Source organism: Rhodopseudomonas boonkerdii, from assembly GCF_021184025.1.
GTDB classification, from domain to species: Bacteria; Pseudomonadota; Alphaproteobacteria; order Rhizobiales; family Xanthobacteraceae; genus Tardiphaga; species Tardiphaga boonkerdii.
Map to the genome: position 1 here is coordinate 2,237,202 of NZ_CP036537.1, position 18,963 is coordinate 2,256,164.

Annotated in this window: 21 protein-coding genes; 6 read left to right on the top strand and 15 right to left on the bottom strand. The window is 62.9% G+C overall.

Going from position 1 to position 18,963, the window contains the following annotated elements; all coding sequences use genetic code 11:
• Positions 1–34: 34 nt before the first annotated feature.
• Entirely contained in the window at positions 35–823 is a 789-nt protein-coding gene (gene budC, locus E0H22_RS10305; RefSeq protein WP_233025549.1) for a meso-2,3-butanediol dehydrogenase, read from the bottom strand.
• A gap of 185 nt (positions 824–1,008) precedes the next feature.
• Here budC and E0H22_RS10310 point away from each other — a divergent pair, with 185 nt between their 5' ends.
• Positions 1,009–1,656, top strand: coding sequence for a TetR/AcrR family transcriptional regulator (locus E0H22_RS10310; RefSeq protein WP_233025550.1), 648 nt, complete (start codon positions 1,009–1,011; stop codon positions 1,654–1,656).
• Positions 1,657–1,713: 57 nt separating this feature from the next.
• On the opposite strand, the gene rpsD is transcribed toward E0H22_RS10310, so the two are convergent.
• The 6 genes from rpsD to rpe form a co-directional block, all read right to left on the bottom strand.
• Positions 1,714–2,331: a 30S ribosomal protein S4 gene (rpsD, locus tag E0H22_RS10315; RefSeq protein ID WP_233025551.1), complete on the bottom strand. Its 618-nt coding sequence runs from the start codon at positions 2,329–2,331 to the stop codon at positions 1,714–1,716.
• Positions 2,332–2,630: 299 nt separating this feature from the next.
• Positions 2,631–3,026, bottom strand: a complete 396-nt coding sequence (locus E0H22_RS10320) for a cupin domain-containing protein (protein WP_233025552.1) — start codon at positions 3,024–3,026, stop codon at positions 2,631–2,633.
• 84 nt (positions 3,027–3,110) lie between these two features.
• Entirely contained in the window at positions 3,111–3,905 is a 795-nt protein-coding gene (gene murI / locus E0H22_RS10325; RefSeq protein WP_233025553.1) for a glutamate racemase, read from the bottom strand.
• Positions 3,906–4,053: 148 nt separating this feature from the next.
• Positions 4,054–4,608, bottom strand: a complete 555-nt coding sequence (locus E0H22_RS10330; protein WP_233025554.1) for an MOSC domain-containing protein — start codon at positions 4,606–4,608, stop codon at positions 4,054–4,056.
• Between the two features lie 115 nt (positions 4,609–4,723).
• The gene (gene purB / locus E0H22_RS10335; protein WP_233025555.1) at positions 4,724–6,034 is read right to left on the bottom strand and encodes an adenylosuccinate lyase; all 1,311 of its coding nucleotides are present in this window, start codon (positions 6,032–6,034) and stop codon (positions 4,724–4,726) included.
• Positions 6,035–6,147: 113 nt separating this feature from the next.
• Positions 6,148–6,849 carry a ribulose-phosphate 3-epimerase gene (rpe, locus tag E0H22_RS10340; RefSeq protein ID WP_233025556.1) on the bottom strand — a complete coding sequence of 234 codons (702 nt, stop codon included), beginning with the start codon at positions 6,847–6,849 and terminating at the stop codon, positions 6,148–6,150.
• Between the two features lie 234 nt (positions 6,850–7,083).
• Between rpe and E0H22_RS10345 the strand changes: the two genes are divergently transcribed.
• Both E0H22_RS10345 and E0H22_RS10350 read left to right on the top strand, forming a co-directional pair.
• Entirely contained in the window at positions 7,084–7,833 is a 750-nt protein-coding gene (locus E0H22_RS10345; protein WP_233025557.1) for an EF-hand domain-containing protein, read from the top strand.
• 398 nt (positions 7,834–8,231) lie between these two features.
• Positions 8,232–9,413: an outer membrane beta-barrel protein gene (locus E0H22_RS10350; protein ID WP_233025558.1), complete on the top strand. Its 1,182-nt coding sequence runs from the start codon at positions 8,232–8,234 to the stop codon at positions 9,411–9,413.
• A gap of 110 nt (positions 9,414–9,523) precedes the next feature.
• Here the strand turns inward: E0H22_RS10350 and E0H22_RS10355 are convergent, their stop codons facing one another.
• Complete coding sequence (locus tag E0H22_RS10355) at positions 9,524–9,796, bottom strand: hypothetical protein (protein WP_233025559.1); 273 nt, start codon at positions 9,794–9,796, stop codon at positions 9,524–9,526.
• 196 nt (positions 9,797–9,992) lie between these two features.
• Positions 9,993–10,994, bottom strand: a complete 1,002-nt coding sequence (locus tag E0H22_RS10360) for a P1 family peptidase (protein ID WP_233025560.1) — start codon at positions 10,992–10,994, stop codon at positions 9,993–9,995.
• A gap of 122 nt (positions 10,995–11,116) precedes the next feature.
• Between E0H22_RS10360 and E0H22_RS10365 the strand changes: the two genes are divergently transcribed.
• On the top strand, positions 11,117–11,851 hold the full coding sequence (locus E0H22_RS10365) for a cytochrome c biogenesis CcdA family protein (RefSeq protein ID WP_233025561.1): 735 nt from the start codon (positions 11,117–11,119) through the stop codon (positions 11,849–11,851).
• Positions 11,852–12,021: 170 nt separating this feature from the next.
• Here the strand turns inward: E0H22_RS10365 and E0H22_RS10370 are convergent, their stop codons facing one another.
• The 5 genes from E0H22_RS10370 to E0H22_RS10390 form a co-directional block, all read right to left on the bottom strand.
• A complete protein-coding gene (locus tag E0H22_RS10370; RefSeq protein WP_233025562.1) occupies positions 12,022–13,134 on the bottom strand; it encodes a branched-chain amino acid ABC transporter substrate-binding protein in 1,113 nt (370 codons plus the stop codon).
• 174 nt (positions 13,135–13,308) lie between these two features.
• Positions 13,309–14,052 (bottom strand): ABC transporter ATP-binding protein, encoded by a 744-nt coding sequence (locus E0H22_RS10375; protein ID WP_233025563.1) that lies wholly within the window; start codon positions 14,050–14,052, stop codon positions 13,309–13,311.
• Positions 14,053–14,203: 151 nt separating this feature from the next.
• Entirely contained in the window at positions 14,204–15,031 is an 828-nt protein-coding gene (locus E0H22_RS10380; RefSeq protein ID WP_233025564.1) for an ABC transporter ATP-binding protein, read from the bottom strand.
• The gene (gene livM / locus E0H22_RS10385) at positions 15,028–16,350 is read right to left on the bottom strand and encodes a high-affinity branched-chain amino acid ABC transporter permease LivM (RefSeq protein ID WP_283818809.1); all 1,323 of its coding nucleotides are present in this window, start codon (positions 16,348–16,350) and stop codon (positions 15,028–15,030) included. The genes E0H22_RS10380 and livM overlap by 4 nt, the downstream gene beginning before the upstream one ends.
• A 13-nt stretch (positions 16,351–16,363) precedes the next feature.
• Positions 16,364–17,281, bottom strand: coding sequence for an ABC transporter permease subunit (locus E0H22_RS10390; protein ID WP_233025565.1), 918 nt, complete (start codon positions 17,279–17,281; stop codon positions 16,364–16,366).
• 284 nt (positions 17,282–17,565) lie between these two features.
• Between E0H22_RS10390 and E0H22_RS10395 the strand changes: the two genes are divergently transcribed.
• Together E0H22_RS10395 and E0H22_RS10400 are read left to right on the top strand one after the other, a co-directional pair.
• Positions 17,566–17,721, top strand: coding sequence for a hypothetical protein (locus E0H22_RS10395; RefSeq protein ID WP_233025566.1), 156 nt, complete (start codon positions 17,566–17,568; stop codon positions 17,719–17,721).
• 202 nt (positions 17,722–17,923) lie between these two features.
• A complete protein-coding gene (locus tag E0H22_RS10400) occupies positions 17,924–18,520 on the top strand; it encodes a hypothetical protein (RefSeq protein ID WP_233025567.1) in 597 nt (198 codons plus the stop codon).
• Here E0H22_RS10400 and E0H22_RS10405 read toward each other — a convergent pair.
• On the bottom strand, positions 18,517–18,906 hold the full coding sequence (locus E0H22_RS10405; protein ID WP_233025568.1) for a carboxymuconolactone decarboxylase family protein: 390 nt from the start codon (positions 18,904–18,906) through the stop codon (positions 18,517–18,519). The two genes, E0H22_RS10400 and E0H22_RS10405, sit on opposite strands and share 4 nt — an antisense overlap.
• Positions 18,907–18,963: the final 57 nt, after the last annotated feature.

An 18,963-nucleotide genomic window follows, 5' to 3' on the forward strand; every position in this document is an offset into this window, starting at 1 on the left:
TTATTCTTGTTGATTGTTATGTGGCGCTGCGCGCTCAGGGCCCGGGCGCGAGGTGTCCGAGAAAGTTCGGTTGTCCGGTGCGTGCGGTGAGACCGCCATCGACCGGAAAATTCACGCCGGTGACATAGGATGCGTCGTCGGAGGCGAGGAAGGCGATGGCGCCGGCGATCTCTTCCGGTTGGCCCGGGCGGCCGAGCGGGATCAGCTGATCGTACTCGGCCATCACGGTTTCGTTGCCGCGCAGTTTTAGCGACAGCGGTGTAGCGATCAGGCCGGGGCAGACCGCGTTTACGCGAATGCCGTCGCGACTGTAGTCCAGCGCCATGTTGCGGGTGAGATTGACCACCGCACCCTTGGCGGCGTTGTAGGCGGAGAAGCCGTAGTCACCGAACAGGCCGGAGATCGAGGCGGTGTTGACGATATTGCCGCGCGTCTTGATCAGATGAGGGATGGCGTTGCGGCTCGCATGGAACACCGAGTCCACGCAGACCTTGAACACGCGGTGCCAGTTCTCCGGCGTCACTTCACTGACGCGGCCGAACGAGCCCATGCCGGCATTGTTGACGAGGATATCGAGTCGGCCGCGCTCGCTCGTCGCCTTTGCGATCAGCGCAGCGACGTCGTCAGGAACAGTGACGTCTGTGATGACGGTGGCGATCCGGTCGCTGACATCCTTCAGCGCTTTCGCCTGGCGGGTGAGGCCGTCGCGATCGATGTCGGAGAGATACACATACGCGCCTTCGCGCGCGAGGCGGGCGGCGGTGGCCGCACCAATGCCCGATGCTGCTGCCGTAACGACAGCAACCTTGCCGCTAAACCGCATGGCAACGTTTCCTCGTGATGTCCCGTCCGGCCGCGATGAACCGTACGGATGGCATTGTTCGCCATTTTCGTATAACGCGTTATACATAAATGATTTCACAGGCGTCAAGCGTCATTGCCTTGCGTCATCGCCGTAGCCCGGGCTTAGAGAAGGGCGCGATCGGACTGAACAAGGACATCGACCCATTGGCGCCCCGAGAACAGACCCGCGAGGAACTTCGCCGCAAGGTCGTCGCCGGCGCGCGCGCGCTCCTGTCGGAGACGGAGTCTGCCGAATTCTCCATGCGCGCCTTGGCAACCAAGGCTGATGTGGCGCACATGACGCCATACAATTTGTTCGGATCGAAACAGGCGGTGCTGCTTGCGGTGCTCGATGCCGACATGGCGGAGTTCGAGGCTGCCGTGCAGGCGCGACACAGTGTCGATCCATTGGTTGAGGTTTTCGAGATCGTGGCGCTGTGTGCAGAGTTCTGGTTTTCCGAGCCGCTGTTCTACAAGACGCTCTATCGCGAGCTACTCGACCTGAAAGGCGCGCCGCAGCAGCCACCGGCAACGCCGCTGCGCGACGAATTCTGGCGTCGCCTGACGCGGACGCTGAAGCAGCGTGGGCATCTGCACGCTTTCGTGGCCGAAGAGCCGCTAGCTGTGAATCTGCGCCGCATCGCCTTGCAGGCGATCAGCGTCTGGATCGCCCGCGATCTCTCTCAGCGTGAGGTCGAGGCGGAGCTCGGCTATAGTGTCTCGCTGGCGCTGCTTGGCGTCACCGTTCCGGATGCTGCCGAACGAATCCGGGAGCGGTTTCTCGGCTATCAGGCCGTTATCGCTCAGGTTTGAGCGCCAACAAAAAAGGCCCCGGAAACCGGGGCCTTTTCGTCATCGTCGCTAAAGCGATTAGCGCGAATAGAATTCGACGATCAGATGGGGCTCCATCTGCACCGCGAAGGGCACGTCCGACAGGGCGGGAACGCGGATGAACTTCGCGGTCATCTTGTTGTGGTCGGTTTCGACATAGTCCGGCACATCGCGCTCCGGAAGCTGCGAGGCTTCGAGAACGACAGCGAGCTGCTTCGAGGATTCCTTGACCTCGATGACGTCGCCAACCTTCACGAGATAGCTCGAAATGTTGACGCGCTTGCCGTTCACGCGGACATGGCCGTGATTGATGAACTGGCGGGCAGCGAACATGGTGGCGACGAACTTGGCGCGATACACCACGGTGTCGAGACGGCGCTCGAGCAGGCCGATCAGGTTTTCACCGGTGTCGCCCTTGAGGCGGGACGCCTCGACGTAAACGGCGTAGAACTGGCGCTCGGAGATGTTGGCGTAATAGCCCTTGAGCTTCTGCTTGGCACGCAGCTGGGTGCCGAAGTCCGAGAGCTTGCCCTTGCGGCGCTGGCCGTGCTGGCCGGGGCCGTATTCGCGCTTGTTGACCGGAGACTTGGGGCGACCCCAAATGTTCTGGCCCATGCGGCGGTCGATTTTGTACTTGGCTTCACTACGCTTTGTCATCGCGTCCTCGATAGTTTGAACAATGGATGTGAGGAGACGCGCCCTCCTGTGTACCGGGTGATCTTTTGAAGGAAATCCCGGCACCGACAGGCTCATTCCCAAAGCTGGGAGGAGAACCACGGGTGCGAAACGCTTCGCGGGCCGAAAACGGCCCGCGAGCAGGGCGGTTTCTAGGGGGCGGGGCCGGTTATGTCAATTCAAAGACAGGACTTTTTGGCCATTTCGCCAGCCCGGCAACCGGTTTCCCAGCCGAAACCACCGGTTTGGCAGGCAAAAGCCGGGTTCCCGCCGGTTCTAGCCTATTTCGGGGCCGGCGTGGCCACCGGCTTGCCGTCCTCGACCACATAGATGGCCAGCAGTTTGAGCCCCTTGGCGCCGGTCTTCACGTCATGCGGGATGCCGGCCGGCACGGCATAGGAATCGCCGGCCTTCAGCGCCTTGTCGGGCTGCCCTTCGATGATCAGCGTGGCCTCGCCATCGAGCACGTAGCCGGTATCGACGCCCGGATGGGTGTGGCGGCCGGCAAGCTGGTTCGGCCCGATCTCGGCGACGACAGTCACGATGTGATGGCCGGCGGGATATTTGATGTCCTGCAGCGGCGTGCGCTTGATGCCTTGCGCGGAGGCTGCGCCAACAGCGAAGGCTGCGATCGCAATGCCGAGCAGAAGCGGCTTGGTAACGCTGGTCTTGAGCATGTCACTCTCCCTTGCCGGTCTCTTGTCGGGCCGGCGCAACGGGAGGCTAGCAGTGCGCGTGGGAAAGTCGAGTGATCTTGCCGATCAGGCCGCGACCCTGCCGCCGAAGAACGGCGCCAGTGTTTCCGGCCATGCGTGGCGCTTGCCGGAGGTGTAGAGCAGCACGGAGTCATTGTGCATGACGCCCGGTTGCTGTGCCCCGATCAGATCGACGACGCGGCGCGCGATCGCCGGGGCGGGATCGATCCAGGCCACCGGCCATGGCGCGAGGCGCGTCAGTTCATCCAGCAGCAGCGGGTAATGCGTGCAGGCGAGGACCACCGTGTCGGTGCGGGCGCCCGCGGCGTCCTGCACGAAACAAGGAGCGATCTCGTTGAAGATGTCGGCGTCGGCCATGTCGCGACCGCTGCTGAGCGCGGCTTCGGCCAGCGAAGCGAGATTCGCCGAGCCGACCAGCGTGACAATGCAGCCGCCACCGAATTCGCGGATCAGCGTCTGGGTATATTCGCGCTTCACCGTGCCGGAGGTGCCGAGCACCGAGACGCGCTTGGTGATCGAGCCCGCGCAGGCCGGCTTGATCGCCGGCACGGTGCCGACAAAGGGCACGGTGTAGGCAGCCCGCAGATGTGAGAGCACGATGGTCGATGCGGTATTGCAGGCGATGACCACGAGATCGGGCCGGTGCGCGGCGATCAGTTCGCCCATCAGAGGGACGACGCGGCCGATCAGCGCCTGCTCGCTATGTTGGCCATAGGGAAAGAATGCGTCATCGGCCACATAGACATAGCGCGCACCCGGCCGTGCCTTCGCGATCTCGCGCTGGACGGTGAGGCCGCCGAGGCCGGAGTCGAAAACGAGGATGGTGGGGCGCGTGGACACGAAGGAAGCTTAGGCCGAGTTGGTTACTGCGGAGTTGCTGCAGGTCGAGCCATCAAGACACGGCCATTTGGGCTTTTTCGGGAAGGGGACACAAGCGCGTCGTTCCGGGTTCGGGCATGCCGCGCGCCCCAGAATGACAAGCCTGGTGCTAAACGGGCCGCAGCGGTTTGGATGTATCCGTAGGCATCTCGATCCGGATCGCATCGCCCGGGGCGACTTCGCCACCGGCCAACACCACGGCCATCACGCCGGCTTTGTAGATGAGGCCGCCGCCGGCATCACGATTTAGTGTCGCGGCCTTCAGTCCTTGCCGAAACCTGTCCATCAGCGTGCACGGCTCGCGCAGGCCGGTGAGTTCGATCACCGCGCTCGCACCCAGATGCAATCGCGTGGCGGTCGGGAACGCGGCGAGGTCAACGCCCGATGTTGTGATGTTTTCACCGAGATCACCGGGCGCAATGGAAAAACCCTTGCCGCGCAATTCGTCGAACAGCTCGGACGGGACCAGATGCACCTGCCGCAGATTAGGCCTGCAAGGATCGCGGCGGCGGTCGTAGCGGTGCTGCACCGTGGCGCCCATATGGCCGTCACCTTCGACGCCGAGGCCGCTGAGCAGGCGAATGCTCAGTGCCGGCGTCTTGCTGAAGTGATGGCCGCGCCTGACGCAGACGGCGACAACGCGGCCACTAAGCTCTACCCTCATGGTGAGGAGGCGCCGCTATGGCGCCGTCTCGAACCATGTGTGACTAAGCTTAGAGCGCGCCTCCATCCTTCGAGACGCTGCGCAACAGCGCAACTCCTCAGGATGAGGGACACAGTTAGTTGGCCGATCCAAACACGCGCTTGAAGATCGTGTCGACATGCTTGAGGTGATAGCCGAGGTCGAACTTCTCGGCGATCTCGTCGTCGGTGAGATACTTCTTCACGTCGGCGTCGTTCTTCAGCAGCGTCTGGAAGTCACCTTCCCCGCGCCACACCGGCATCGCGTTGCGCTGGACCATCGTGTAGCTGTCCTCGCGCGAGGCGCCCTTCTGCGTCAGCGCGATCAGCACGCGCTGCGAATGCACGAGGCCACCGAGACGGTCGAGATTCTTCTGCATGTTGGCAGGATAGACCAGCAGTTTCTCGATCACGCCGGCGAGGCGGTTCAGCGCGAAGTCGAGGGTCACGGTGGCGTCAGGGCCGAACATGCGCTCGGCGGAGGAATGCGAGATGTCGCGCTCGTGCCACAGCACCACGTTTTCCAGCGCCGGCGTTACATAGGCGCGCACCATGCGTGACAGGCCGGTGATGTTCTCGGTCAGCACCGGATTGCGCTTGTGCGGCATCGCCGACGAGCCCTTCTGGCCTTCGGAGAAGAACTCCTCGGCTTCCAGCACTTCGGTGCGCTGCATGTGGCGGATTTCGACGGCGAGGCGCTCCATCGACGAGGCGATGACGCCAAGCGTCGCAAAGTACATCGCATGGCGATCGCGCGGGATCACCTGGGTCGAGATCGGCTCCGGCTCGAGGCCCATCGCCTTGGCGACATGCTCTTCCACGCGCGGATCGATCTGCGCAAAAGTGCCGACGGCGCCGGAGATGGCGCAGGTGGCGACTTCCTTGCGGGCGGCGACGAGGCGCTCGCGGTTACGGGTGAATTCGGCATAGGCGAAAGCGAGCTTGAGGCCGAAAGTGACCGGCTCGGCATGGATGCCGTGCGAGCGGCCGATGGTCGGCGTCATCTTGTGCTCGAAGGCGCGGGTCTTCAGCGCGGCGAGCAGGCGGTCGATATCGGCGATTAAAATATCGGCGGCGCGCACAAGCTGCACATTGAGACAGGTGTCGAGCACGTCCGACGAGGTCATGCCCTGATGCACGAAGCGGGCTTCGGGACCCACGATCTCGGCGAGATGGGTCAGGAAGGCGATGACGTCATGCTTGGTCTCGCGCTCGATCTCGTCGATGCGCTCCACATTGAAGGTGGCGTCCTTGGCCTTGGCCCAGATCGTCTTGGCCGCGTCCTTCGGAATAGTCCCGAGTTCCGCCAATGCGTCGGCGGCATGCGCCTCGATCTCGAACCAGATCTTGAAGCGGGTCTGCGGCTCCCAGATGGAAGCCATTTCGGGACGGGTATAGCGCGGGATCATCGGCGTCTCGGACGTAAGAGGGGGATTTGGCCGCGGTTTAGCAGAGGCCAAACAGCTTGTGCAAACTTACCGCATTAACAGCATCGCGCCGACAGAGACGATGGTCCTATGAACTAGATGATCTCCCCGCGCGCCTTCATGGCCTCGCCGCGGATGCCGTCGATATTCGCCTTGTAGCTCTCCGTCGTGCCGCCCTTGAACACCGCCGAGCCTGCCACGAACGCATTGGCGCCTGCAGCCGCGAGCGCTGCGACATTCGCCGCTGAAACGCCGCCGTCGACCTCGATGTCGATCGGGCGCCCGGCCAGCATCGCGCGGAGATCGGTGACCTTGTTGATCGCCGACGGGATGAAAGCCTGGCCGCCGAAGCCGGGATTGACTGACATCACCAGCACGAGATCGACGAGGTCGAGCACATATTCGATGGCCGAGAGCGGCGTGCCGGGATTGAGCGAGACGCCGGCTTTCTTGCCGAGATTGCGGATCGCCTGCAGCGAACGGTGCAAATGGGGACCTGCCTCGGCATGCACGGTGATGTGATCGCAGCCGGCCTTGGCGAAGGCTTCCAGATAGGGATCGACCGGCGCGATCATCAGATGCGCGTCAAAAACCTTCTTGGTGTGCGGGCGCAGCGCCTTGATGACGTCGGGGCCGTAGGAAATGTTCGGCACGAAATGACCGTCCATCACGTCGAGGTGCATCCAATCGGCGCCAGCTGTATCGACGCTGCGGACCTCGTCGCCGAGTTTGGCGAAATCTGCCGCCAGAATGGACGGGGCGATCACCAGCGGGCGCGGCGCAAAGCTCTGGGACATGGTCGGTCTTCCTGAAGGGCGATGGGAGCGGCTCCGCGTAACATGTGGGTGGGAGCGCGGCAACGCGGCAGAGCGGGACTGTGGAGTTCCGGCAAAATCTGCCGCCGGGGCAGGGATTGCCCGGTCCGGAAGGGGCTGGAGTGCCCGAGGAGCATTGATTTTACGTCGCTTTTTTGCTGGCACGGCGCTTGCTGATCTCTCCATGGGCCATTCCGGTCCGGATGGAGATCGACGATGCTGGGCGTCGCGGCGCTTGCCACTTCGGCCATGGACCTTCTGCAGTCGCTGACCGCGAAGAAGAGCTCGTCCTCCTCACCGGCGAAGACAACGACCGGCCTCTCGCAGGGCACATCGTTCCAGCTTGGCACCCCCGCCGCGATCACATCGACATCGGGCGCGGTGGGCACGACGCCATCGACCGGCAACCTCTCGGCGTCGACCATGAGCGCGCTGCTCGATGCGCAGAGCCAGACCAATGTCTCGGCGAACTCCAAGACCCGTTCCGATGCGCTGAAGAGCCTGTTCAAGCAGCTCGACGGCGATAGTGACGGTTCTATCAGCAAGGCGGAATTCGAGGACAAGCTCGGCGCCGGCGGTACCAATGTCGCCAATGCCGACGCTGTATTCGCCAAGCTCGACAAGGACGGCAATGGTTCGGTGAGTCTGGATGAGCTCGGCTCGGCGCTGAAGGGCGCAGGCAAGGGCGGCGGCCATCGCCGTGCCGGCGGTACCGTCGGGGTCGGTGATTCAAGCGATGTGACTGGCGCGACCACTACGACTGCGATCAATCCCGACGGCTCCACGACGATATCGACGACTTATGCTGACGGCTCCAAGGTCACCTCGACCACCGCTCCGCCGAGCGCGGCGTCCACCGCGGCAACAGCCTCCTACAACGCCATTGAAAAGATGATCCAGAGTCAGGCTGACAGGATCTCTGCGGCGTCCAGTGCCGCCAGGTCGTCGATCTCGATGAACGCCTGATTCCGTCTTATGCGACTGTTCGCGATCGCCACGATGGCGCGCTGCATCTTCGCGCGTTGACGGCGTCGATCGCTGCTCACAAACGCGCAGACACGGCGACCGCAGCACATGAGCGCGACATTGCGTTCGGGTACTTCCGAATCATCGTCACGAATCACATACCGTAGCTGATGCGCTGGATGTTGGTGCAGAAGCGCTGTGGAGACATAACTACCGCGCGTTTTGTTATCAGGCGGTCCGCGTGGGTGGTTAGTTCCGCGTAAACTGGTAGTTGTTTCCGCGGCTCCGTCTTTTCCGCGCGCAGATCGCCGCAGGCCCGCAGGCGCCGGCAAACCTTCATTTCTTGCTAACTATAACGGGCCACGCTTCTCACCAGTTACAAGTAATTGTGGTGGAAGATGTTGCGTAGCAAAGTATTCGCGATAGCTGCGGGTATATATATACTCGGTAGCCAGTGCGGTGCGCCGGCCCGTGCGGACGACGAGTTCCTGGCATCGCTGCGTCTGCGCGGCGGTTATGATAGCAACCCGCAATTCACCTCGGGCGGTTCGCCGATCGGTAGCGCCTATATCGCGACCGATGTCGCACTTGCGGCGGCTGGTCGAGGTGAAAATACCAGCTGGGGAGTGGTCGCCGAGGCCAGCGGCACGCGCTATGCCAATGCGCATCTGCTGCCGGCGCTGACGGGTAAGGTGATTTTGCGCGGTTCGATGGGGGATGACGCGCTGCGCATCAGTTCGACGACCACCATCGCCGACGTCAATACCTACAATCTGCGTAGTACCGACCTGCTGCAGGCCATCAAGGTGGAGTCGCTGCAGAATTCGGTGAAGCTGTTCGTGACGGCGGAGGGCGGGCAATCGTCCATCAACCAGACCAATGTGATTTTCCAGGATTTCCTGCCGACGCCGTTGCAATACTGGCGCGGCGCCATCATTCCCGGGATCAGTGTGATCCGCGACAAGACCGAGGTCGGCGTGTCCGTCAATCTGTCGGCGCGGCGCTATACCGAGGAGCTCGACACATTCGGGTATCGCCGCGACAACGAGCGGGTCCAGCCGTTCCTGTTTGCGAAGTATGATGGCGAGACCATCACGGCCCAGGCCTCGATCTCACAGCTCTACGGCTTCTTTCACGACGTCGATTTCACCAATGTCAACCGCACCATGTTCGAGGCAAGCCTGACATGGCGACTGAAGCCGGTGACGCTGGATTTCCTGGCAACGCGGCGGGCGGCGGAGACGTCGTTCCCGATTTCGCCGATCACCGTCGACTCGATTTACTCGGCCAAGGCAGCATGGCAGGTCGATCCCAAACTGACGCTCACGGCGGGCGCGGCCTATGCGACGATGGAGTATCTGGACTCGCCGTTCCGCACCGAAACCTATTCGCTCGGCATCGGCATGTCGCGCGAGATTGCCAAGGATCTGAAATGGGGGATGGATGTCTCGCGAACCTGGGGCACGCTGCTCGACGGTGAAAAGACTCAGGCCATCATCGTGGCGTCGTCGCTGACGAAAACGTTCTCGCCGGATCTGGCGAAGGCCAAGACGGATGAAACCGTCAGGCCCTTGAAATAGGGCAGGCTTTAAAACAGCCGTGGCAGGTCGGGGGTTGCGAAGACGAGCAGGGCGTCCCCCGCTCGTCCGCTTCTGGTGTCAGCTACGAGTAGCTGCAGAGGTGTCAGGTCTTAGCAACCGCAGCCACCGTGTCCGCCGCCGCCAAGAAGGCCGCCGAGCAGGCCACCACGGCCAAGCACTGCGCCAAGAACGCCACCCTTGCCCGTGACGACACTGGCATTGATCGCCAGACCGCCACGACCGCTGAGCAGACCGAGCACACCGCCCGACCCAGTCAGCACGTTCGCATTCACGCCGAGGCCTTTACCACCACCGCCGCCGGCAAAAGCCGGAGCACTGACCAAGGCAGTCGCCATGGCTGCGACGAAGAGCATTTTCTTCATGACGTTTCTCCTCTGTTGTGTGCCCGTTGTTGGACACGTCGGAGGATGCGTCGATCTATTTGTCGCTGCAACTGAAAGACATTCTTAATATTAAAGGTGGCGACTTTTACTTTCCGATTATTTGGGTTTCGGTAGATCTATACGTTGCCGTGCAGAAGTATACCTGTGTCGGCGCCAATATCGTTCGGAAAAGGCGTCAAGATCCCTCGTGGCGGTCGCGCCACGCCGGCAATGCGCCCGCAAAGGGGAGAGCAGTCGCCTCATAGACGCCGCGTGCAATGGCCCGTGCGATCACATTGCCGGCGAGCATGCCGAGCTCGGTAAGGCCCGCCAGCGGATCGATCTCCTTCTCGCCGGTCGCAGCCGCAAACACGATGTCGCCGTCGAGCGGCGCATGCACGGGATAGATCGCATGCGCAAATCCCGTCTGCGCCATGATCGCCAGCCGCTGCGCCTGCGCTTTGGTGAGGATCGCATCGGTGGCGACGACGGCGAGCGTGGTATTTTCAGCGGCCGTTGCACCCGGGCCGCCCTTGATGCGCATGGCGAGCATGTCGGGGGTGGCCGTTGCGGGCAGGCCGCGGCCGCCGAACTCGGCATTCATCTCGAAGGCTGCAGCCCAGAAATGCGCGCTGTCGCCCATGGTGACGCTGCCGACCGCATTCACGACAGCGAGCGCTGCGACACGCACGCCCGATGCGGTGACGGCGGAGGCCGAGCCGAGGCCGCCCTTCAGATTGGCGGTGGTGGCTCCCATGCCGGCGCCGACGCTGCCGAGGGCGAAGTTCTCGCCGGCATTGACGGCCGCTGCATAACCGAGATCGCGATAGGGCGGAAAGCGGCCCCAGTTCTTGTCGCCGCCGTTGAGGAGATCGAACAGCACGGCGCCGGGGGCGATTGGCACCAGCGCGCTGCCGACGGCAAAACCGCGGCCTTGCTCGGACAGCCAGGCCTGCACGCCGCCGCCGGCCTCGATGCCGAATGCGGAACCGCCCGAGAGCGCGAAGCCATGAATGACGTCCACCGTATTGACGGGATCGAGCAGGTTGCTGTCGCGCGTGCCGGGGCCGCCGCCGCGGATGTCGACGGAAGCGACCGCAGGTCTGTCGAACAGGATCGCAGTGACGCCGGAGGCAAGCCGGGAATCGTCGGCGTGACCGACGCGGATGCCGGCGATATCGGTGAGCAAGTTTTTCATCTGGTTCCTCACGGCAAATTTTATGCTGCGATGGCGATCACGCCCGATCACAACCGTATCAACTGCACAGTCCTTGATCTAACATGCTTGCATGTCGGCGTGCGCGCGGTGCATCTAGCCGCATGATCACGGATGTCACGATCCCCGCTGCGCTGATTGCCGGCATTGTCAGCTTCCTGTCACCTTGCGTGCTGCCGCTGGTGCCGCCTTATCTCATCTATCTCACCGGTGCGACCATCGAACATGTCGCGAATGATGAGCAGGAGGCGGTGTCCCGGCGCGCGGTGATGATCTCGGCGCTGATGTTCGTGCTCGGCTTCTCCACGGTGTTCACCATGCTCGGCGCCAGCGCCAGCCTGATCGGCAGCGTGATCCGCGCCTATGCGGCGCAGCTCTCCATCATCGCTGGCGTGCTGATCATCCTGATGGGACTGCATTTCCTCGGCCTCACGCGGATCCGTCTCCTGATGCGCGAGGGGCGCCTTGCGATGCCGAAACCGGTGGGCCTGTGGGGCGCCTATGTCATGGGCCTCGCTTTCGCGTTCGGCTGGACGCCGTGCATCGGCCCGATCCTGGCGGCAATCCTGTCGGTCGCAGCTGCGGAGGCGACGGTGACGAAGGGAGCCGGGTTGCTGGCGATCTATTCGCTTGGCCTCGGCATCCCGTTCCTGGTCGCTGCTTTCATGGTGGAGCGCTTCTCCAGCGTGTTCGGGCGGATGAAAAAGCATCTCGTCCACGTGGAGCGCGTGATGGGCGTACTGATGATCCTCACCGGCGTCGCGTTTCTCACAGGAGCGATCGCCAATATGAGCATCTGGCTGCTGGAGACGTTTCCCGCATTGCAGAATTTCGGGTGAGGGTGGTTAGAGCCTGAACCTCCGCCCTCATGGTGAGGAGGCGCCGCTTCGGCGCCGCCTCGAACCATGATTGGTGATCGCATCCATCCTTCGAGACGCGCGCCTAGGGGCGCGCTCCTCAGGATGAGGGCGGAGTGGGGGGTGCGAAGGGGCGCGGGGGCGTGAGCCCCTCAGCTTCCCTTACCCAGCTCCGCGTAATTCCCTTTTGCGTCCCACTTGTAGACGACGTAGTCGATCGCCTTGATGTCGCCCTTGGCGTCGAAGGCCATCTTGCCGAGCACGGTGTCCCATTCGCCGGCCTTGATGGTGTCCATCACCTTCTTCAGGTCGGTGGAGCCCGCCTTGGCGACAGCCTGCGACCACACCTGGAAAGCGGCATAAGTGTAGAGCGTGTAGCCTTCCGGATCGATGTTCTTGGCCTTGAACTTCTCAACGATGGCCTTGGCCGTCGGCTTGTTGCGCGGATCGGGGCCGAAGGTGAACAAGGTGCCTTCCGCGGCCGGGCCGGTGATCGAGGCGAATTCCTTGTCGTTCATGGCATCGCCGGCCATCAGCACGGTCTTGAGGCCCTGGTCGCGCATCTGGCGCAGGATCAGGCCGGCTTCCTGATGGTAGCCGCCGACATAGACGAGATCGATATTGTCGCGCTTCAAACGCGAGACGATGGAGTTAAAATCCTTGTCGCCCTTGTTGTAGCTCTCGAACATCTTTTCGGTGAAGCCAGCCTTGTTCAGCGCCTTCTTCGTCTCGTCGGCGAGACCCTTGCCGTAGGTGGTCTTGTCGTTGAGGATCGCGACGTTCTTGCCCTTGAAGTTCTTGGTGATGTAGTCGGCGGCGACAAGACCCTGCTGGTCGTCACGGCCGCAGACGCGCAGCACGTTGTTGAGCTTGCGCTCGGTGAACAGCGGATTGGTCGAGGCCGGAGTGATCTGCAGCACATTGCTGTCGGCATAGGCTTCAGAAGCCGGGATGGACGACGACGAGCAGAAATGCCCGGCGACGAACGGCACTTTCGAGGAGGCCAGCTTTTCGGCGACCGAGCGCGCCTGCTTGGGATCGCAAGCGTCGTCCTCGACCTTCAGCGCAAGTTTCTTGCCGAGCACGCCCCCGGCGGCATTGATGTCGGCTGCGGCCTGCTCGGCCCCGTTCTTCATCTGCCGGCCGAAGGCGGATTCGCCGCCGGTCATGGGACCGGCCACCGCGACATTGATGTCTTGCGCAAAGGCTGCCGACGACAGCAGCGATGCGGCGAAAGCCAGACCGATGAGCTTGATGGGTTTCATATGATCCTCGCGATGATCCGAAACAGGGCCGTGCGGCCGGGTGGACGACACGAGAGTGTCTGATGATTTCCGCATGAAGTCATCGGCAATTTTAGGGCGCCAACAGGGGCGGCTGCGTCACTTCGCCGCCGGCTTTCCATGGCGCGTTCTGACTGTCTCAGCCGGGCACGCATGTCACCCGTGCCGCCCGCCTTCGAGATAGGCAGACCTGATCTCTGGCGCCCTCAGCAGCTCGCTGCCTGTGCCCGACAGTGTGATCAGCCCGTTGACCATCACATAGCCGCGATGGGCCAGACGCAGCGCGTGGTTGGCGTTTTGCTCGACGATGAGCACGGTGAGGCCATCCTGCTTGTTGAGCACGCGGATGGCGTCGAAGATCTGCTTGGCGATCAACGGCGCGAGGCCGAGCGAAGGCTCGTCCAGCAGCAGCAGGCGCGGGCGGCTCATCAGCGCGCGGCCGATGGCCAGCATCTGCTGCTCACCGCCGGACAGCGTGCCGCCGCGTTGGGTCATGCGTTCCTTCAGGCGCGGAAACAGCGTCAGGACCTTGTCCAGGCTTTCGCTGCGCTCGGCCGGCGTCATCTCGTTGACGTCGGCGCCCATCCGCAGGTTTTCCGCAACGCTCATGCGCGGGAAGATGCGGCGGCCTTCCGGCGACTGTGCGATGCGCATGCGCGCGATCTCGTGGGTCGGCAGTCCGGTGATATCCGTGCCGTCATAGACCACGCTGCCAGCGCGGGCGCGCGGCTTGCCGAAGACGGTCATCATCAGCGTCGATTTGCCGGCGCCATTGGCGCCGATCAGCGCGACGATCTCGCCGTGCTGGATCGAGAGATCGACGCCCTTCAGCGCTTCGATCTTGCCATAGGAGGCGCGCAGGCCGGTGACGGAGAGCATGGGGGCGGTGGAGGTGGTCATGCCGTGACCTCCGTGCCCCGGACGCGACGCAATACGAAGTATTGCTTCGCAGATCCGGGGCCGCACGAAGCGCGGCGTGTGTGGCAGTCCCGGCTCTGCGGAGCAGCGTGTAGGACGCTGCACCGCGTCCGGGACAAGTGAAGAGCGTCACTCACGTCTCGCCCTCCATCACCGCAATCGCCTCCTCTTCATCGGCGCCGAGATAGGCGGCGATCACTTTCGGATCGTCGCGGATTTCTTGCGGCGTGCCGTGGGCGATCTTGACGCCGTAGTCGAGCACGTTGATGTGGTCGGAGATTTCCATCACCACCGACATGTCGTGCTCGATCAGCAGGATCGAGGTGCCGTGCTCGCCCCGGATACGCAGCAGGAGTTCGTTGAGTTCGCCGCTTTCCTTCGCATTCAGGCCGGCGGCAGGTTCGTCGAGGCAAAGCAGTGCAGGCTCGGTACACATCGCGCGCACGATTTCGAGGCGGCGCTGGTCGCCATAAGGGAGATTACCGGCAGCATCGTCGGCACGGCCGAGCAGGCCGATCCGGTCGAGCCAGTAGCGGGCGAGATCAATGGCCGCGCCCTCCGCCGCCCGGAACGACGGCACGCCGAACAGGCCGAGAAACGTATAGCCAGACGCGCGCATCAGCGCGTTGTGCTGGGCGACCATCAAATTTTCCAGCGCGGTCATGCCGGGAAACAGGCGGATGTTCTGGAAGGTGCGCGCGACTTTCGCCGCCTTGGAAATGCGGAAATCGTTCAGCGTCTCCAGCCGCCATTCCATATCCGTATGGCGCAGGCGGATCGTGCCGGAGGTGGGCTTGTAGAAGCCGGTGATACAGTTGAATACCGTGGTCTTGCCGGCGCCGTTGGGACCTATCAGCGCGGTAATCTTGCCGCGTTCGGCCGTCAAGGACAGGTCGTTGACGGCGACGATGCCGCCGAACCGCATGGTCAGGTTCTCGACGCTGAGAATGTCGTTGATCATCCCGCGCCCTCCTTCACGAATTCGGAGGAGATTGCCTGATTGCGTTCGAGATAGACGGTGGGCGCGCGGTGGCCGATCAGGCCGCGCGGGCGCCAGATCATCAAGAACACCATCGACATGCCGAACACCAGCATGCGGAATTGCTCGAGGCCGCGGAACAGCTCAAAGCCGCCGATCAGCGCGAGCGCCGCAAGCGCGACGCCGAGCTGCGAGCCCATGCCGCCGAGTACGACGATGGCGAGCACCAGAGCGGACTCGTGGAACGTGAAAGACTCCGGACTGATGAAGCCCTGGCGGGTGGCGAAGAAGGCGCCGGCAAAGCCGCCGAACATGGCGCCGATGGCGAAGGCCGTAAGCTTCGTGGTCGTGGTGTTGATGCCGAGCGCGCGACAGGCAACTTCGTCCTCGCGCAAGGCCTCCCAGGCGCGACCGATCGGCAGGCGGCGCAGGCGGATCGTCGCCCAGTTGGTGATCAGCGCGAGCGCCAGGATCAGGTAGAACAGGAAGACGATGCGGTGCGTCGGCGAAAAGTCGATACCGAGCAGGGCGGCGAGGCCGTCGTCCCCCGGCGTCAGTGGAATGCCGAACATGGACGGGCGCGGAACGCCGGAAATGCCGTTCGGGCCACCGGTGAGCGATTGCCAGTTCAAGAGCACGAGACGGATGATCTCACCGAACGCCAGTGTGACGATGGCGAGATAGTCGCCGCGCAGGCGCAGCACCGGGAAGCCGAGCAGGATGCCGAAGAAGGCGGCGAGGATGCCGGCCAGCGGCAGGCAGATCCAGAACGACCAGCCGAAGGTGGTTGCCAGCAGCGCGTAGGAATAGGCGCCGACGGCATAAAATGCGACGTAGCCGAGATCGAGCAGCCCGGCGAGGCCGACGACGATATTGAGACCCCAGCCGAGCATCACATAAGTCAGCACGAGAATGCCGAGATCGAGAATGTAGCGCTCGTTGTAAAAGATCACCGGCACGAGGAAGGTGAAGATCAGCAGCACCGGCACCAGGGCCCGGCCGGCGAACGAGAGTGCCCGGGTGGCGGAAGGCGGCATGGCCCGCACAGTCTCGACGGGACCCCACCAGTGACGCAGGAGTTCGATCAGGATGCTGCCGCCGAACACCGTGGCGACCATGGCCGCGAGATCGCCGAAGCGTGTCCAGTAAACGAGCTGCCCGGTCGGGCCGGCTTCGGTGCGTACGCCGATCATCAGCGAGAACAGCACCAGCGCCACCAGCGCGGAGATGACCGCCTTCTTGAGGATGAATGTGGCGTCGAGGCCGCGGGCAGTTTTGCTTGATGTCGATGCTACTGCCACGCCGGATTCTACCTCAGACTTTTTCGACTTCGGGGCGGCCGAGCAAGCCGGTCGGCAGGAAGATCAGCACGACGATCAGGATCGAAAAGGCGGCGACGTCCTTGTACTCCGTCGAGAAATAGGCCGACCACAGCGTCTCGATCAGGCCGATCAGCAATCCGCCGAGCATGGCGCCGGGCAGCGAGCCGATGCCGCCGAGCACGGCGGCGGTGAAGGCCTTGATGCCGGCAACGAAGCCCATGAAGAAATCCACGAGACCGTAGTAGAGCAGGTACATCATGCCGGCGACGGCGGCGAGGGCGGCGCCGATGACGAAGGTCATGGAGATGGTGCGATCGACATCGACGCCGAGCAGCGAGGCCATCTTCTGGTCCTGCTCGCAGGCGCGCATGTCACGGCCGAGCCGCGTGCGGGCCACCAGCCAGGTGAACAGCGCCAGCAGCACGACGGTGGTGATCACCACGATGATCTGGATGTTGGACACGCGGATGGCGAAACCGTCAGCGCCTTCATGCAACGTATAGCCCCCGGTGATGATCGGCGGCACGGGCTTCACGCGCGCGCCTTGCGACACTTGCGAGAAATTCGTCAGCACGAAAGACATGCCGATGGCCGACAGCATCGGCGCGAGGCGGAAGGATTGGCGCAGCGGTCGATAGGCGATGCGTTCGATGGTCCAGCCATAGAGCGAGGTGATCGCCATCGAGACCAGCAATACCAGCAGCAGAATGACCGGTACCGCGGTGAGACCGATGGAGACGAGAATGAGAAAGGTGATCAGCGCGATGAAGCCGCCGATCATGAAGATATCGCCATGGGCGAAATTGATCATACCCACGATGCCGTAGACCATCGTGTAGCCGATGGCGATCAGGCCGTAAATCGAGCCGAGCACGAGACCGTTGATCAGTTGCTGGGCGAAATAATCCATAGACCCGTATCGAGCTGTCGTTCTGTCTGCGCCGATGCCAAAACCCCGACAGCCGGAATCTCGCGGTCGCTGCTCCATTTTCTAACAGCGCTTTTGCGGAGACAGCAACAGGGGCAGGTGCGGCTAAGTTGAGCTGTCCCTGCCGTTTTTCGCTGCAACGCAACCGGTTCCGCCGTCACATTCACCCAGCGAAATCGCCTTGCAAATGACATGTGGGAACTGAAACGATTTGTCCTGACATGCGTTGTGAGGCGGCTGGGCGGTTCAATCGAGGAGAACGGCAAGTGTCGAAAAATCAGAGCCAGAACAATCAGGACCAGCGTACCCCCGGGCAGCAGACCCAGAATCCCGGCCAGGGGCATCAGGGCCAGCAGGGCGGGCAGCACCGTCCGGGCCAGCAGCAGGACCCGCGGCAAGGTAATCCGGGTCAGCGTTCCTAGGGAACGAGCGTTCCAAGCCTCTTGAAGAAGGGCCCCGCCGAAAGGCGGGGCTTTTCTTTTGGCAAGCAAAAATTCCGCCGCTTCCCCACCTTTTGAAAATTAAGGTTACCAATCGGTTTACGTTGTCGCAGACTGGGGCGCGGCGTTAGCTCGCCGTCAACCATTCGGCTCGCGCGCGAGTCGCAGACAAGGCGTTGGCGGTATGTCCGAGCACAGCATTTCCCGGGACGGCATTTCGCAGGACAACTGGTCTGCGCAGGGCACGATCCAGACCTGGCGGCTCAGTACGGTCACCGGCGCGCTGCTTGCCTGCTATTTCATCCCGACCTGGACCATCTTCGCCCTCCGCATCATGGTCTCGCCGATCCAGGGATTTTACGAACGTCCGAACATCTCGCTGGCACTGTTTCTGAGCGATGTCCTGCAGCTCTCGAGCTTCGGCACCGTGCGCTATGCGTGGCTGCTGGCGCTCGCCAAGCTGACGGTGGTTGCATTCTTCGCCGTGTTCCTCGTCTTCATCACGCAGCCGAAAGTCCGCAAGACCGGCGGCTGCGATGAGGCGCTGGCGATGGCGCTCGGCATCGGCGGCGCGATTTCCTTTGCCGGCATGGCGATGGCGTGGCGGGTCGGCGAACTCGCCGCCATGCGGCTGCACATCACCGAGCTCCTGCTGATGCTCGGCGTCGCCATCGTGATGGCGTTCGAGCCGCCGATGCGCCGCGAGGCAGTCCAGCTGCCTGAATGGTCGGGCGAAGATCCCGGCGAAGCGCCGTCGTTGCACAAGGCGAATGCAGCCTAGATCTTCAGGCCCAGTTCCTTGATCACCGCGGCGGCTTCCTTGGTGGCATGATTGGCTGCGGGAACGCCGCAATAGATCGCCTGTTGCAGCAGGATTTCCTTGATGTCGTCCGGCGTGAAGCCGCCTTCGGTGAGGGCGGCGCGCACATGCATGCGGAATTCATCCCATTGGCCGAGCGCCAGCATGGTGCCGATCACCAGCACGCGCCGCGTACGATCGTCGAAATGGGGCCGAGTCCAGATCTCGCCCCAGGCATAGCGGCTGATCAGATCGAGGAAGTCGGCATTGAAGCTGTTCTTGCCGGCAGCCGATTTGTCGACCCAGGCATCGCCGAGAATTTTGCGACGCTTGGCGGTGCCGTTCTCGGCGCGTTGTTGTTCGTCCATGTGTGTAACTCCGCACACGAATTGATTTGTATTCCAGGCGATGGCCGTGCGCTCCCT

Coding starts and splice junctions, on each gene's coding strand:
- E0H22_RS10330 (WP_233025554.1), bottom strand. CDS start 4,608: ATGAGGGTAGAGCTTAGTGGCCGCGTTGTCGCCGTCTGCGTCAGGCGC.
- rpe (WP_233025556.1), bottom strand. CDS start 6,849: ATGTCCCAGAGCTTTGCGCCGCGCCCGCTGGTGATCGCCCCGTCCATT.
- E0H22_RS10350 (WP_233025558.1), top strand. CDS start 8,232: ATGTTGCGTAGCAAAGTATTCGCGATAGCTGCGGGTATATATATACTC.
- E0H22_RS10355 (WP_233025559.1), bottom strand. CDS start 9,796: ATGAAGAAAATGCTCTTCGTCGCAGCCATGGCGACTGCCTTGGTCAGT.
- E0H22_RS10365 (WP_233025561.1), top strand. CDS start 11,117: ATGATCACGGATGTCACGATCCCCGCTGCGCTGATTGCCGGCATTGTC.
- E0H22_RS10345 (WP_233025557.1), top strand. CDS start 7,084: ATGCTGGGCGTCGCGGCGCTTGCCACTTCGGCCATGGACCTTCTGCAG.
- rpsD (WP_233025551.1), bottom strand. CDS start 2,331: ATGACAAAGCGTAGTGAAGCCAAGTACAAAATCGACCGCCGCATGGGC.
- E0H22_RS10320 (WP_233025552.1), bottom strand. CDS start 3,026: ATGCTCAAGACCAGCGTTACCAAGCCGCTTCTGCTCGGCATTGCGATC.
- E0H22_RS10360 (WP_233025560.1), bottom strand. CDS start 10,994: ATGAAAAACTTGCTCACCGATATCGCCGGCATCCGCGTCGGTCACGCC.
- E0H22_RS10400 (WP_233025567.1), top strand. CDS start 17,924: ATGTCCGAGCACAGCATTTCCCGGGACGGCATTTCGCAGGACAACTGG.
- E0H22_RS10370 (WP_233025562.1), bottom strand. CDS start 13,134: ATGAAACCCATCAAGCTCATCGGTCTGGCTTTCGCCGCATCGCTGCTG.
- E0H22_RS10375 (WP_233025563.1), bottom strand. CDS start 14,052: ATGACCACCTCCACCGCCCCCATGCTCTCCGTCACCGGCCTGCGCGCC.
- E0H22_RS10390 (WP_233025565.1), bottom strand. CDS start 17,281: ATGGATTATTTCGCCCAGCAACTGATCAACGGTCTCGTGCTCGGCTCG.
- budC (WP_233025549.1), bottom strand. CDS start 823: ATGCGGTTTAGCGGCAAGGTTGCTGTCGTTACGGCAGCAGCATCGGGC.
- E0H22_RS10380 (WP_233025564.1), bottom strand. CDS start 15,031: ATGATCAACGACATTCTCAGCGTCGAGAACCTGACCATGCGGTTCGGC.
- purB (WP_233025555.1), bottom strand. CDS start 6,034: ATGATCCCGCGCTATACCCGTCCCGAAATGGCTTCCATCTGGGAGCCG.
- E0H22_RS10405 (WP_233025568.1), bottom strand. CDS start 18,906: ATGGACGAACAACAACGCGCCGAGAACGGCACCGCCAAGCGTCGCAAA.